This window comes from Roseibium sp. (assembly GCF_965233565.1).
Taxonomy (GTDB): Bacteria; Pseudomonadota; Alphaproteobacteria; order Rhizobiales; family Stappiaceae; genus Roseibium.
Genome location: NZ_OZ247494.1, coordinates 5,980,016 through 5,992,354 on the forward strand (window position 1 = coordinate 5,980,016; position 12,339 = coordinate 5,992,354).

Consider the following 12,339-nt stretch of genomic DNA (forward strand, 5'->3'; position numbering starts at 1 on the left):
CAACAAAGGGTCCGTCCCAGGCATGTCCGCTGGCCGCTCTCAAACACATGGTTATGAAGCCAAACCATCCCTGGGTGTGCTGATCGCAATCTCGACAATAAGCCCGCTTGCGATGCAGATTTATCTGCCGTCGCTGGCCGGCATGATGATTGTGTTTTCTGCAACCGCAGGTGAGATCCAGCTGACCATGTCGGCCTTTTTCATTGCGGTGGCCGTGAGCCAGCTCTTCTGGGGCCCCTTGTCGGATCAGTTCGGGCGGCGCCCGGTGATCATCCTCGGCATGGCACTTTTTGTGATCGGCAGCATTTTGTGTCTGGTCGCCCCCAACCTTGAGATGCTGATCGCCGCCCGAGTGCTGCAGGCAGCCGGCGGCTGCACCGGTCTTGTTCTCGGGCGGGCAATCGTTCGCGATCTGCACGGTCCCAAGCAGGCTGCCAGCATGATCGGCTATGTCACCATGGGCCTAGCGGTCATGCCGACAATTGCCCCGGCCGTGGGCGGGGTGCTGGACCAGTTCTATGGCTGGCAGGGCGGGTTCTTCCTGATGCTGGTATTCGGCGTCGGGGTCTTGCTGGCGTCGATCTATTGCCTGCCGGAAACCCATCACAAGCGGACAGCCGTAGGCGCAAGGCAGGTTCTGCGCTCCTACAGGACCCTGTTCAGCGAGCCACTCTACTGGAGCTACGCCCTGACGGCGGCTTTCAGTGCGCTGACCTACTTTGCCTATCTTGGCGGTGCGCCGTTCATAGCCGCCGGTCTCTTGCAGCTCAGCGCTGCAGAGATGGGTTTCTATTTCATGTTTGTCGCCCTCGGTTACATCGCGGGCAACTATCTGTCAGGCCGTTTTGCGGAACGTGTCGGCATGTATCCCATGATCATCAGCGGCACCGTCATCGGCTTGATCAGCGTTCTGGTGATTGCAGCCTTTGCCAAGTTTGATGCGCTCACGGCGCCCAGCCTGTTCCTCCCCATGTTCCTTCTGGGGCTTGGCAATGGTGTCTGCCTGCCGAGCGCGCTTTCCGGTGCGGTCAGCGTGCGCCCGGAACTGACAGGCGCAGCGTCCGGGCTGACAGCCTCTCTGCAGGTCAGCACCGGAGCGGTTGCCGGTTCTCTTGTGGCCTGGCTTTATGCAGACAGCATCTTTGCCGGAACGCCCTGGGGAATGATCATCATCATGGGGCTCGGCATGAGCCTCAGTCTCATCGCCGCGCTCTCGATTCGCCGCCAAGAGGCCCGCTTGAAGCTTGTTCCGGCGGAATAGGCAAGAAACATCACCACATCAGAATTTGATTGCCGTTACGCTGGTCTGGGAACGATCAGCCGCCGGTGACGCTCATGTGGCGGGACACTGCGGGCTGTTTCCGGTCCCGGTCAATGACAAAGTCATGTCCCTTTGGCTTTCGGCCGATGGCTTCATCAATCGCCGCGTTCAGCAAGCCATTGCCTTCCGAAGCCCTGAGCGGTGCGCGCAGATCCGACATGTCGTCCTGGCCGAGACACATGAACAGCTGACCGGTGCAGGTGACGCGAACCCGGTTGCAGCTTTCGCAGAAATTATGCGTCAGAGGTGTGATGAAGCCGAGACGACCGCCGGTTTCCTCGATCGTGACATATCGCGCCGGACCGCCGGTCTTGTAGGGGATGTCCGTCAGCGTGAACCGGTCCGACAGACGCTGGCGCACGGTCGAGAGCGGCAGATACTGGTCAGTCCGGTCGCCGTCGATTTCACCCAGAGGCATGGTTTCAATCAGGGTCAGGTCGTGGCCATGATCATGGCACCAGGCCAGCATGTCCTCGATCTCGTGCTCGTTGACGTCCTTGAGGGCCACCATATTGACCTTGATCTTCAGGCCGGCTGCCGTTGCTGCCCGGATACCGTCCATGACCTTGCCGAGATCACCCCAGCGGGTCACCGCCTTGAATTTCTGCGGATCGAGCGTGTCAATGGACACGTTGATCCGGCGGACCCCACAGTCATAGAGCTCGTCCGCGAAACGGGCCAGCTGTGAACCGTTGGTGGTCACGGTCAGTTCCTCCAGCGCGCCGCTGTCGAGATGACGGCCGAGGCTGCGGATCAGGCTCATGATGTTCTTGCGGACCAGCGGTTCACCGCCGGTCAGGCGCAGTTTCCTGACGCCTTTCTCGATAAAGGCGGTGCAGAGCCGATCCAGTTCCTCAAGACTGAGCACTTCGCGCTTGGGCAGGAACGTCATGTCCTCGGCCATGCAATAGACACATCTGAAATCGCAACGGTCGGTAACGGAAACGCGCAAGTAGGTCACCGCCCGGCCGAACGGGTCGATCATCGGCGCGGAGTGGGTTGCGCCCTCTGTCGATTCTGCCGGAATCACAATCTTGCCGTCTGTCACGGACCGCTCTCCCTCATATGTGTTCTTAGCCAGATCATATGGCGCCGATCCGGGCAAGATCAATTCAAACCGGACCAAGAGTATCCAGTTTTCGTCAGAGGTAAACTGACGAGTGTAAATTTGTCAATTGCGGAGGTGGTGGGCCATGCGACTTGTGATGGATCGGGCCGGTTGTCGCTCAATCGCGATAGGCATCCATGAAGGCGCGGATTTCTGACAGGAGCGGGAGCAAATCGGCAACGCGGTCTGCCGGTATGGCCTCCTTTAGATCGGCGATGTCCGGATCTATGGACCGAATGGCATCTTCTCGGAACTGACGCCCCTGATCGGTCAGCCAGACCGTCTTGCTGCGGCCGTCTTCCGGATTGGGGCGCATTTCCACAAGGCCGTGCTCCAGCAGGCCGGCCAGCGTGTGGGTCATGGTTGTTTTGGGAACCTGAAAGGCCCTGGCCAGGGTCAGCGGCGTTTGACCGTCGCGGACCCGGGTCAGGTGATTGACCACACTGAAATGCGGCAACGTCAAACCGTCTGGCAGTCGCGCTTCCATGGCTGCGCGGCTGAGCTGGGCAATGATGCCGACTTCGTTGAAGAAGCTGAAATAAAGATGCCGAGTGTCGTTATCCATTCAAGATCCGTGTTTCCAGCGGCCAGCGCGGTGTCTGCGCCGGTGTTGGTCCAAAGCCCAGGCGTCCCAGCATCTGAACGGTTTCACCCGGTTTGGCAAGCATCCTGTGTGCACGCTCGTAGTGAGGAGCCATTTCCTCGTATTCCTGCAGCGCCTGGCTGACGGGGTGCAAGGCGAGGCCAAGCCGCGTGGTGTCAAGATTGAGCCGTAGCCACCGACGCCCGGCGGCAATCTGATCCTCCCGCGTGTTGCGCGGCGTTGTCAGCACAATATAGGCCGGTGTTGCATGAAGCATGGCTTCATACATTTTCACACCTTCCTTGAAACCAGTGGAATCCGGGTCGAGCTGGCTTTCCCGGGTCAGGACCCCGGCAAGCATCAGGCTCTCCAGAAACGGGCCGCCCAGATCAATGCCGTCCGGATTGGCATTGATCTGGGCCTTGCCAAACCGCATCAGATCGACGCTTTCCTTCAGCGCCCTGTGGGTGTGCATTTCCGTCAGCCAGGCCTCCCAGCTTAGCTTCTTGACCTGGGCGACAAGCTCCTGATCGGTGATCACCATGCCATGGGCTGCAAGTTCAGTTGCCGCGCTGTCTGGCACCTTTTTGTCTTCGAACGGTTCCTTGCAGGAGCGCCGCTCCAGAATGAAGGTGGACAAGGGATCCTGTTCGGCACCGTCCAGCAGGGTAACATGCGCGATTGGTCCGTCGGTTCCATCAGGAAAGAGGTCAATCTGTGCTGACCTGCCGCGCACTGTCGCGGCAACCGACAACAGTTCCAGAAAACAGCCGAGACCGACAAAGATCTGACGGTCGTAGGGGTCCGTGTGCGGCAGGTTCCGCGCCTTGTCCCGATGCAGCAGAAAGGAATCCTGCCCCTGCAATTCGATGAGCCATGGCTGGCGATTGTGCGGGTTCGGCGCGAGCAGGGCGTAAGACAGCGCAAACAGCCGCGGGTCGTCATATTGACCGGCCTCCTGCCAGGGCTCCAGCGCCCGGGCCGGTGTCCGTGTCGCCAGAAAAGTGCCGGCGGAGGCAGTCGCTGCGACAACGAAGCCGCCTCCAAGAAGAGCGAGGGTTTTGCGTCGGCTCAGGGTCATGTCATCCTCATAAGTAGTGCGATATCGAATTATATAGTTCGAAGTCGTACTAATTTCAACTCCCGCAAAGAAGTTTCGTCGCATGTCTTGAAGTGACACCAAAAGGTGATATATAAATGACACCAAATGGTGTTACGAGGAGGTCGCAATGACACTGAAAACTTTTCTGTTTCTGGCAGCCGTGCCAATGGCGCTTGCCGGGCCCGTCAACGCAGACACGGCGGTTGAAATTCGCCTGATGCCCCAGCCGTCGCTGACCTGGGAGACAACACCGGAGGGCGTTGCCTTTGCAGCTCTCAAGGGCAACCGATTTGAGGAAAGCTACATGGCCATGGTGCGCCTGCCCGCAGGGCTGGTCAGTCCCGTCCATGTGAAGACCGCTGGCATGTATGGTCTGGTGGTTTCGGGCGAGATGGTGCACATGCCGAGCTCGCAGGATACTGCGCCCGCAAAGGTTCTGAAGGCCGGAGACTATTACGAAATTCCGGCAGGGCTGGCGCACCTGAGCAAGTGCGTCTCAAAAACGGACTGTGTCACTTTTCTCTATCAGGATGGTCCTTTTGACTTCCTGCCGGTCGGGGAGAAAGGCCAATGAATACCGGTCCCCAAGCAGTGTTCCGTGCCTTGGCTGATCCGACACGGCGACAGATCCTGTTGCACCTGGCCAGCGAAAACCTGGCCATCTCCGACATTGCTGCCCGTTTCGACATCACCCGAACAGCCATCAACAAGCACCTGGCAATCCTGGAGGAGGGCGGCCTCATCAAAAGTGAGGTGAGTGGACGCGAACGGCGCAACCAGCTGACACCGGAACCGATGAAATCCGCTTTCGAGTGGATCGGCCACTTCGAACGCTACTGGGACGTCAAGCTCGCCGATTTGCAGCGTGAAATCGAAAAAGAGATGGAAGAAACCAAGGAGACCGGAAAATGACAGCGACCACAATCACCAAGACTGTTTTCCTCAACGCGCCTCAGGATGTCGTCTGGGCGTTCCTGACGGAAAAGGACAAGCTCGCACGCTGGTTCCACCCGGCCGAGCAGGATCTCAAGGAAGGCAGCGACTACACGTTGCTGGACCAGAACAACGGCCTGTCGAAGATCTGTTGGGGCAAGGTTCTGGAAATGCGTCCCTGCAGCAGCCTGGTCTATACATTCACTGTGAAACCGTTGAACGGTGCCATGACGACGGTACGCTGGACCCTGGAAGAGGCAGCGGGCGGAACACGTCTGACCCTGCAGCACGAGGGTATTGAACAGGCGGCGGGCGAAGCAGCCTTCATGATGTTGAGTGCGCTGGACGCCGGTTGGGACGAGCATTTCGGCCGCTTGCGCGAAGCGGTGAGGGCATTGGTCCCGGCTTGAAGACCTTTCTTGTGATCGGCCGGTACTTCTACCGGCCGATTTTTTGATCTTTTTCCCGGCTCCTGGCGTATTCACATCGACGCTGCATAAAGGGGCAACATGACAACGCTAGTTTGGTTTCGCCAGGATCTTCGCATTGAGGACAATCCCGCGCTTCTTGAAGCATCGAAGCGGGGAGAGGTGCTGCCTGTCTTCATCTTCGAGACATCGGTGCAATCCGGAGAGACGCATCCTCTGGGCGGGGCAAGCCACTGGTGGCTGCATCACAGCCTGGCGGCTCTGAAAGACGTAATGCCGGGACTTGTGCTGATGCGCGGCAGCGCCCGGCACCTGATCCCGCACCTGGCAAGAACTCATGATGTCGACGCTGTCTTCTGGAACCGCTGTTACGAACCCCATGCGATCGAGCGGGACACGGATCTGAAAGTGTCCTTGAAGGAAGACGGGTTTGAGGTCAGGAGCTTCAAGGCCGCGCTTCTTTTTGAGCCCTGGGAGCTGGAAACCAAATCCGGCGGTCCATTCAAGGTCTATTCGCCCTTCTGGAAGACGGCGCAGCAACAGGACGTTCCGCCGCCATTGCCTGCTCCGGAAGAATTGACCTTCGTGAGCACTGTGGAAGGCGTCGACCTTGCCGAGCTCGACCTTCTTCCCGGAAAACCGAACTGGGCGGCTGGCTGGGAAAAACTCTGGCGACCCGGCGCAGTTGGAGCGCAGGAGCGTTTAAGCAGCTTTCTGGCAGAAGGCCTTGCCGGCTATGGAGATCTGCGCAACCGGCCGGATTTGCCAAACGTCTCCCGGCTATCGCCTCATCTGCATTTTGGTGACATCTCGCCAAGGCAGGTCTGGCACGCGACGCAAACGCGCATGATGAGCGATGCCTCCCTGTCGAAAGACGGGCAGAAGTTTCTGTCCGAACTTGCCTGGCGCGAGTTTTCCCATCATCTGCTCTACCACTTTCCAAAGCTTCCGTCTGGCAACTGGAAACCTGCATTTGATGCCTATCCCTGGCGCGAGTCTTCTGAAGACCTGGTACGCTGGCAAAAAGGGCAAACCGGCTATCCGATTGTCGATGCCGGGATGCGCGAACTCTGGCAAACCGGATACATGCACAATCGGGTGCGTATGGTTGTCGCGAGTTTCCTGGTCAAGCATCTGCGGCTTCACTGGCACCACGGGGAAGCCTGGTTCCGCGACACGCTGCTCGATGCTGATCTTGCGAACAACTCGGCCAGCTGGCAGTGGGTGACCGGGTCCGGGGCAGATGCCGCGCCCTATTTCCGTATCTTCAACCCGATCACGCAGGGCGAAAAATTCGATCCGCACGCGTCTTATATCCGTCGTTGGGTCCCGGAGCTCGCCGGGCTGGACACCGCTCATATCTTTGCGCCCTTTGAAGCGCCGAAAGAGGCGCTTGCCGCAGCCGGGGTCAAACTGGGTGAAACCTATCCGCACCCGGTCGTCAATCACGCGGCCGCGCGTCAGGCGGCCCTTGAAGGCTACGAGGCCGTCAAGCTGGCGGGACAAAACGCGGCTTGACCGCGTCGCCGCCACCGCTATCGTGCCCCTCCGCATCGATCTCTGCCGCTTCGGACAAAAAAGGACGCCTTCATGACCGATCCGTCAGCACCCTGGCCAACTGAGCTGCGTGTTGCCAAGGACAGGAAGTCACTTGCCATCGCCTTCAACTCTGGCGAAGCGCACGAACTGTCTGCAGAATATCTGCGTGTGTGTTCACCTTCGGCCGAGGTCAAGGGCCATGCGCCTTCTCAGAAAAAGACAGTTCCGGGCAAGCGCAATGTCGAGATCATCAAGATTGAGCCGGTGGGCAACTATGCCGTCCGTATCCACTTTGACGACATGCACAATTCCGGGATCTATTCCTGGACCTATTTTTTGCAGCTTGGCCGCAACCCCGACAATCATTGGGGTGTCTATCTGGCGGAGCTGGAGGCAAAGGGCCTCAGCCGGGACCGCTGACACCGGTCCCGCATTGCCCAGCTGGAAACGGGGTGGCCGAATCGGGTACCCTGATCACGGCTTGGCCCGCGCCGTCCCCCTCCAACTGGAGCAGCAGACATCCTGCAGGGTTCAATTTCATGGTTCGACCAGACCCGTGCGGTCGCATGAGGAGGGATTGCGTCAGTCGCACGCGGCATGGAGGTCGCACATGAAACTGACTGCCCCGATCTATCGATTGAAAAGTCGTGCCCGCAAGCTTGCGCGCGAAAACCGTATTCGTTTGCACCAGGCCCTCGACGCGGTTGCAATAGCGGAGGGATTTCGCAGCTGGAGCCATCTGGCAAATGCCTGGCAGCCAAATCGACCGTCCCGGTCTCTTCTGGAAGCGCTTGCGCCCGGTGACTTGCTGCTGCTGGCAGCACGGCCAGGGGAAGGCAAGACCGTTCTCGGCTTGGAGATTGCCGCCGAAGCATCAAAACTTGGGCGTGCCGCCTGGTTCTTTTCATCCGAATGCACCGAAGCCGAGGTGCAGCGAACTCTGTCGCTCAGCGGGTATGGTGATCTGAAAGGGTCTCGGGACCTGGTCATCGATCTCGCCGAGAGTGTCTGCGCGCGGCATCTGATGTCGACCTTATCGGGCGCGGTGCCAGGTTCGGTCGCGGTAATCGACTATCTCCAGGTCATGGATCAGAACCGGGCCGAACCGGTGCTTGGACATCAGGTAGAGCAGCTGAAGCGCTTTGCCAATGAGCGGGAAGTGTCTCTGGTCTTCCTGTCGCAGATCCGCCGGACGTTCGACCCGGCGCAAAACAGGCTCCCCGGGATAGACGATGTCCGGATGCCCAATCCGCTTGATCTTGGCCAGTTCACCAAGAGCTGTTTTTTGCATGGTGGTGAAATCCTGCTTCAGCCCATGCCTGCCTCGGCGTAAAAAAAGCCGGGCAAATTGCCCGGCTTTTCCCATCAGTCGTTTGGATCAGCGCTTGACGATGATCTTCGCGCCAACACTCACATTGTTATAGAGGTGAATGACGTCTTCATTTGCCAGCCGGATGCAGCCGGAAGAAACGGCGGAGCCGATCGTCCACGGCTCAGTCGTGCCATGAATGCGGTAAAGCGTGGAACCGATATAAAGCGCGCGGGCGCCCATCGGGTTGTTCGGGCCGCCGGGCATGTAGGCCGGCAGGATGCGGCCTTTGCGGCGCTCGCGCGCACGCATCTGTGCGGGCGGGGTCCAGCTCGGCCATTCGGCCTTGCGGGTGACCCGGTGCGTTCCGGCCCACTGGAAGCCTTCCTTGCCAACGCCAACACCGTATTTCATGGCCTTGCCGCCCGGCAGGACGTGATAAAGGCGACGCTCGGACGTGTCGATGACAATCGTGCCCGGGCTATAGGGGCCGTCATACTTGACGCGTTTGCGCTTGACCGGAGACGGGCCGCCCGGATGGTATTTCGGTGTCACCCAGGTGTTCGTGCTGTGGTCAAAAAAGCCATATCGCGGCGCGGCCTGTGCTGTCAGCGCAAAGGCGCTGGCAATCACCGCTACCACCAAGAAGTAAAACTTGTTCATTTCGATCCCCCATTCGCACCGGGCCCACGCCACACGGGTGCTTGATCACAGGAACTGACGTTACGCAAATGTCCTTGCCGCACTGTTAATAATCATGTCTCAAAAAGGGCTCAATAGGAATCTCACGTTGATGTGAGGTGCCCTCAACTCCATGAATTGTGCCGTAATTGCAACGGTTTTTTCGTTTTTTGCGAGTTCTTGCCGACGCTTCCCGTCAAGGTTGCTGTCAGGCCGGTCTGTAGCACAAATGAAGTCTGATTTTCACCTTGGTATTTGCCGGGAGGTGATTCCGTAGATGCGCCGGGAAACAAAAAGACCCGCTGCATTTGGCAGCGGGTCTCCTTGAGGGCGGCCTCGGCAGACCGTCAGCCCAGGTTCAACTCCTTGAAGAAGTCATTGCCCTTGTCGTCGATGACGATAAAGGCCGGGAAATCTTCGACCTCGATCTTCCAGATCGCTTCCATGCCCAGTTCCTCGAACTCGACCACTTCCACCTTCTTGATACAGTCCTGGGCTAGCCGGGCGGCCGGGCCGCCGATGGAGCCGAGATAAAAGCCACCATGAGCCTGGCAGGCTCGGCGCACCTGGGCCGAGCGGTTGCCCTTGGCGAGCATCACCATGGAGCCGCCTGCGGCCTGGAACTGGTCGACATAGGCATCCATCCGGCCGGCCGTGGTCGGGCCGAACGACCCGGAGGGCATGCCTTCCGGGGTTTTTGCCGGGCCGGCGTAATAGATCGGATGGTTCTTGAAATAGTCGGGCAGGGGCTCTCCGTTTTCCAGCCGGTCGCGCAATTTGGAATGCGCCAGGTCCCGGGCAACGATCAGCGGCCCGGTCAGCGACAGCCGTGTCTTGATCGGATGTTTGGAGAGTTCGCCGAGAATTTCGGACATCGGCCGGGTCAGGTCGACTTTGACCACGTTGTCCGACAGGTTGTCGTCCGTGACTTCCGGCAGATATTTTTCCGGATGCATTTCCAGCTGCTCCAGGAAAATGCCGTCCTTGGTGATCTTGCCGACAGCCTGCCGGTCAGCAGAACACGAAACGGCCAGGCCGATCGGCAGGGAGGCCCCGTGACGTGGCAGGCGGATGACGCGGACATCATGGCAGAAATACTTGCCGCCAAACTGGGCACCGACACCGGTCGCCTGGGTCAGCTTGTGGATCTCGGCTTCCATCTCCAGGTCGCGGAAGGCATGGCCAAGTTCTGAGCCCTGGGTCGGCAGGCCGTCCAAATAGCGCGCGGATGCGAGTTTCGCGGTCTTCAGGTTCATTTCCGCAGACGTACCGCCAATGACAATGGCCAGGTGATAAGGCGGACAGGCGGCAGTGCCGAGTGTCAGGATCTTTTCCTTCAGGAAGTCCACCATGCGGTCATGCGTCAGAAGGGACGGCGTTCCCTGGAACAGGAAGGTCTTGTTGGCCGACCCGCCTCCCTTGGCCATGAACAGGAACTTGTAGGCATCCTCGCCCTCGGCATAAAGCTCGATCTGGGCCGGCATGTTGCTCTTGGTGTTCTTCTCCTCGAACATCGAGATCGGCGCGAGCTGCGAGTAGCGCAGGTTCTTCTTGTAATAGGCGTCGCGCGCGCCTTCGCCGAGTGCTGCTTCGTCCGAGCCATCGCTCCAGACACGGCGGCCTTTTTTGCCCATAATGATCGCCGTGCCGGTGTCCTGGCACATCGGCAGCACGCCATGAGAGGCAATATTGGCGTTCTTCAGGAGATCGAACGCGACGAACTTGTCGTTCTCGGTCGCTTCCGGATCGTCCAGGATCTTCTTCAGCTGTTCCAGGTGGCCGGGACGCAGGTAGTGGTTGATGTCCTTGAAGGCTTCTTCAGCCAGCAGGCGCAGGCCTTCTGGCTCGACCATGAGCACCTCTTCGCCGTTGAACTCGGCCGTCTTGACAAAATTCGAGGTCAGTTTCCGGTAAGGCGTCTGGTCTTCTCCCTGCGGGAAGAGGGCGCTGTGCTGATAGGCGGGGGGCGTGACGGGAGCGTTCATGGGACGGCTTTCCTGATCTGGCTGCCTCCGGACGATGCTTGTCCGGACGCGCTGGATGTTTGGTGCTGTTCTCATACGGCAAAAAGGCCGCGGGCGCCAAGAGCCGCGGCCTGATCAAAAGGTCTCACATTCGCATGTGGCTATCTTGCGGCCGTCAGATCCAGCGTGACGGTAACTGCGTCACCGACCGTGTCGGTGCCGACACCTGTGCCAAGCTTGTAGGTGATCCGGTCCACGGTTGCCGTGCCGGTTGCCCTGGCGGTGTCGCCATCGATCTCGAGCGTGAAGTCAAGCGCAACCGGATGGGACACGCCCTTGATCGTCAAGGTGCCGTCCGCACGATAGCTGCTGCCCTCGACGAGGGTTGCGCCATCGGCGGCAAAGACAGCATCCGGAAAGGCAGTGACGTCGAACCAGTCCTTGCCCGGCAACGTGCCGTCAAACTGAGGATTGCCGGTCGAAGCGCTTGCGGGTTTGACCGTCGCCGTGATCGTCGCACTTTCCGGGGCCGCCGGGTCGAACTCGATTGTTGCGTCCCAGGTGGTGAATTGACCCTTCAGGGTGTTTTCCCCCTGCTTTACTTCGAAACCCAGGCTGCTCTGGTCCTGAGCCACGGTCCACGTGTCGGCCAGCGCGGTGCCGGCATGTCCCGAAACACAGAGGAACGCCAATGCAAAAAGGCTGTTTTTCAATGCCATGTCGGATTTTCCTGACTCAATTTGTTAGTTATCGGCTCTGGCAGGAGCGGTGGACACCATGCGCTTGAGCGTGTCGTCGCGTGCGATCAGGTGGTGTTTGAAGGCCGCTGCGACATGCACGACGATCAGTGCGATCAGCAAATAGGCGCCATAGGCGTGGAGCAGTTTGAAAAAGCTCTCCGCTTCCGCCTGTGTGCCCAGAACGTCCGGAACCGGCAGGTGGGGCACCGGCAGCACGTTGAAAACAATTGTCGGAATGCCCCATGGCGACGCGGAGGCCATCAGCCAGCCGGTCAGCGGCATGGCAAAGAGCAGGGCGTAAAGGCCGATATGGCCGAGATGAGCACCGAGCCTTTCCAGCGGATGCATGCCATCCGGCAGCCTGGGTGACGGATTGGCAAGTCGCCAGGTTAATCGCAGCACAGCGAGCGCGAGCACAACAAACCCGATGGATTTGTGCAACTGGTAGAGCGTGAACAGCTCGGGATCGTCACTCGGCAGGCTGGTCATATAAAGCCCGAAGGCAAGCATGCCGGCGATCATCAGGGCCATCACCCAGTGAAACAGGATCGCGACCCTGCCATATCCGGTCTTCGTGTTGCGCAGCATCGCCTGCTCCTCAGATAACCGGAGGCCATTCGACCTCCGGCGT

At 59.3% G+C, this 12,339-nt stretch carries 14 protein-coding genes; 7 read left to right on the forward strand and 7 right to left on the reverse strand.

Annotated features, from left to right (window positions below):
• Positions 1–22 precede the first annotated feature (22 nt).
• On the forward strand, positions 23–1,261 hold the full coding sequence (locus ACO6TG_RS27280; RefSeq protein WP_422376088.1) for a multidrug effflux MFS transporter: 1,239 nt from the start codon (positions 23–25) through the stop codon (positions 1,259–1,261).
• A 55-nt stretch (positions 1,262–1,316) separates the two neighbouring features.
• Here ACO6TG_RS27280 and moaA read toward each other — a convergent pair whose 3' ends face one another.
• From moaA to ACO6TG_RS27295, 3 genes are all read right to left on the reverse strand, one after another.
• The gene (moaA, locus tag ACO6TG_RS27285) at positions 1,317–2,306 is read right to left on the reverse strand and encodes a GTP 3',8-cyclase MoaA (RefSeq protein ID WP_422378960.1); all 990 of its coding nucleotides are present in this window, start codon (positions 2,304–2,306) and stop codon (positions 1,317–1,319) included.
• 241 nt (positions 2,307–2,547) lie between these two features.
• A complete protein-coding gene (locus tag ACO6TG_RS27290; protein WP_094070440.1) occupies positions 2,548–2,994 on the reverse strand; it encodes a MarR family winged helix-turn-helix transcriptional regulator in 447 nt (148 codons plus the stop codon).
• Positions 2,987–4,093: an Acg family FMN-binding oxidoreductase gene (locus tag ACO6TG_RS27295; RefSeq protein WP_422376089.1), complete on the reverse strand. Its 1,107-nt coding sequence runs from the start codon at positions 4,091–4,093 to the stop codon at positions 2,987–2,989. Before ACO6TG_RS27295 ends, ACO6TG_RS27290 begins: the two co-directional genes overlap by 8 nt.
• Positions 4,094–4,241: 148 nt before the next feature.
• Between ACO6TG_RS27295 and ACO6TG_RS27300 the strand changes: the two genes are divergently transcribed.
• The 6 genes from ACO6TG_RS27300 to ACO6TG_RS27325 all read left to right on the forward strand — a co-directional run bounded on the left by ACO6TG_RS27300 (position 4,242) and on the right by ACO6TG_RS27325 (position 8,347).
• The gene (locus ACO6TG_RS27300) at positions 4,242–4,688 is read left to right on the forward strand and encodes a cupin domain-containing protein (protein ID WP_422376090.1); all 447 of its coding nucleotides are present in this window, start codon (positions 4,242–4,244) and stop codon (positions 4,686–4,688) included.
• Positions 4,685–5,026: an ArsR/SmtB family transcription factor gene (locus ACO6TG_RS27305; protein WP_422376091.1), complete on the forward strand. Its 342-nt coding sequence runs from the start codon at positions 4,685–4,687 to the stop codon at positions 5,024–5,026. The genes ACO6TG_RS27300 and ACO6TG_RS27305 overlap by 4 nt, the downstream gene beginning before the upstream one ends.
• Positions 5,023–5,457 (forward strand): SRPBCC family protein, encoded by a 435-nt coding sequence (locus ACO6TG_RS27310; protein WP_422376092.1) that lies wholly within the window; start codon positions 5,023–5,025, stop codon positions 5,455–5,457. Before ACO6TG_RS27305 ends, ACO6TG_RS27310 begins: the two co-directional genes overlap by 4 nt.
• Positions 5,458–5,556: 99 nt before the next feature.
• Positions 5,557–6,993, forward strand: coding sequence for a cryptochrome/photolyase family protein (locus ACO6TG_RS27315; RefSeq protein ID WP_422376093.1), 1,437 nt, complete (start codon positions 5,557–5,559; stop codon positions 6,991–6,993).
• 72 nt (positions 6,994–7,065) lie between these two features.
• Positions 7,066–7,434 (forward strand): gamma-butyrobetaine hydroxylase-like domain-containing protein, encoded by a 369-nt coding sequence (locus ACO6TG_RS27320; protein WP_422376094.1) that lies wholly within the window; start codon positions 7,066–7,068, stop codon positions 7,432–7,434.
• A gap of 190 nt (positions 7,435–7,624) precedes the next feature.
• Positions 7,625–8,347, forward strand: a complete 723-nt coding sequence (locus ACO6TG_RS27325; RefSeq protein ID WP_422376095.1) for a DNA helicase — start codon at positions 7,625–7,627, stop codon at positions 8,345–8,347.
• Between the two features lie 45 nt (positions 8,348–8,392).
• Here the strand turns inward: ACO6TG_RS27325 and ACO6TG_RS27330 are convergent, their stop codons facing one another.
• The 4 genes from ACO6TG_RS27330 to ACO6TG_RS27345 form a co-directional block, all read right to left on the reverse strand.
• Complete coding sequence (locus ACO6TG_RS27330; RefSeq protein ID WP_094074510.1) at positions 8,393–8,986, reverse strand: L,D-transpeptidase; 594 nt, start codon at positions 8,984–8,986, stop codon at positions 8,393–8,395.
• Positions 8,987–9,351: 365 nt separating this feature from the next.
• The gene (locus ACO6TG_RS27335; RefSeq protein ID WP_422376096.1) at positions 9,352–10,989 is read right to left on the reverse strand and encodes a fumarate hydratase; all 1,638 of its coding nucleotides are present in this window, start codon (positions 10,987–10,989) and stop codon (positions 9,352–9,354) included.
• Positions 10,990–11,129: 140 nt separating this feature from the next.
• Positions 11,130–11,687 (reverse strand): YceI family protein, encoded by a 558-nt coding sequence (locus ACO6TG_RS27340; RefSeq protein WP_422376097.1) that lies wholly within the window; start codon positions 11,685–11,687, stop codon positions 11,130–11,132.
• 24 nt (positions 11,688–11,711) lie between these two features.
• Positions 11,712–12,296 carry a cytochrome b gene (locus ACO6TG_RS27345; protein ID WP_422376098.1) on the reverse strand — a complete coding sequence of 195 codons (585 nt, stop codon included), beginning with the start codon at positions 12,294–12,296 and terminating at the stop codon, positions 11,712–11,714.
• Positions 12,297–12,339 lie beyond the last annotated feature (43 nt).

What these genes read in the sequence shown, in the direction of transcription:
- ACO6TG_RS27280 (WP_422376088.1), top strand. Translation starts at nt 23, where the DNA reads ATGTCCGCTGGCCGCTCTCAAACACATGGTTATGAAGCCAAACCATCC.
- moaA (WP_422378960.1), bottom strand. Translation starts at nt 2,306, where the DNA reads ATGATCGACCCGTTCGGCCGGGCGGTGACCTACTTGCGCGTTTCCGTT.
- ACO6TG_RS27290 (WP_094070440.1), bottom strand. Translation starts at nt 2,994, where the DNA reads ATGGATAACGACACTCGGCATCTTTATTTCAGCTTCTTCAACGAAGTC.
- ACO6TG_RS27295 (WP_422376089.1), bottom strand. Translation starts at nt 4,093, where the DNA reads ATGACCCTGAGCCGACGCAAAACCCTCGCTCTTCTTGGAGGCGGCTTC.
- ACO6TG_RS27300 (WP_422376090.1), top strand. Translation starts at nt 4,242, where the DNA reads ATGACACTGAAAACTTTTCTGTTTCTGGCAGCCGTGCCAATGGCGCTT.
- ACO6TG_RS27305 (WP_422376091.1), top strand. Translation starts at nt 4,685, where the DNA reads ATGAATACCGGTCCCCAAGCAGTGTTCCGTGCCTTGGCTGATCCGACA.
- ACO6TG_RS27310 (WP_422376092.1), top strand. Translation starts at nt 5,023, where the DNA reads ATGACAGCGACCACAATCACCAAGACTGTTTTCCTCAACGCGCCTCAG.
- ACO6TG_RS27315 (WP_422376093.1), top strand. Translation starts at nt 5,557, where the DNA reads ATGACAACGCTAGTTTGGTTTCGCCAGGATCTTCGCATTGAGGACAAT.
- ACO6TG_RS27320 (WP_422376094.1), top strand. Translation starts at nt 7,066, where the DNA reads ATGACCGATCCGTCAGCACCCTGGCCAACTGAGCTGCGTGTTGCCAAG.
- ACO6TG_RS27325 (WP_422376095.1), top strand. Translation starts at nt 7,625, where the DNA reads ATGAAACTGACTGCCCCGATCTATCGATTGAAAAGTCGTGCCCGCAAG.
- ACO6TG_RS27330 (WP_094074510.1), bottom strand. Translation starts at nt 8,986, where the DNA reads ATGAACAAGTTTTACTTCTTGGTGGTAGCGGTGATTGCCAGCGCCTTT.
- ACO6TG_RS27335 (WP_422376096.1), bottom strand. Translation starts at nt 10,989, where the DNA reads ATGAACGCTCCCGTCACGCCCCCCGCCTATCAGCACAGCGCCCTCTTC.
- ACO6TG_RS27340 (WP_422376097.1), bottom strand. Translation starts at nt 11,687, where the DNA reads ATGGCATTGAAAAACAGCCTTTTTGCATTGGCGTTCCTCTGTGTTTCG.
- ACO6TG_RS27345 (WP_422376098.1), bottom strand. Translation starts at nt 12,296, where the DNA reads ATGCTGCGCAACACGAAGACCGGATATGGCAGGGTCGCGATCCTGTTT.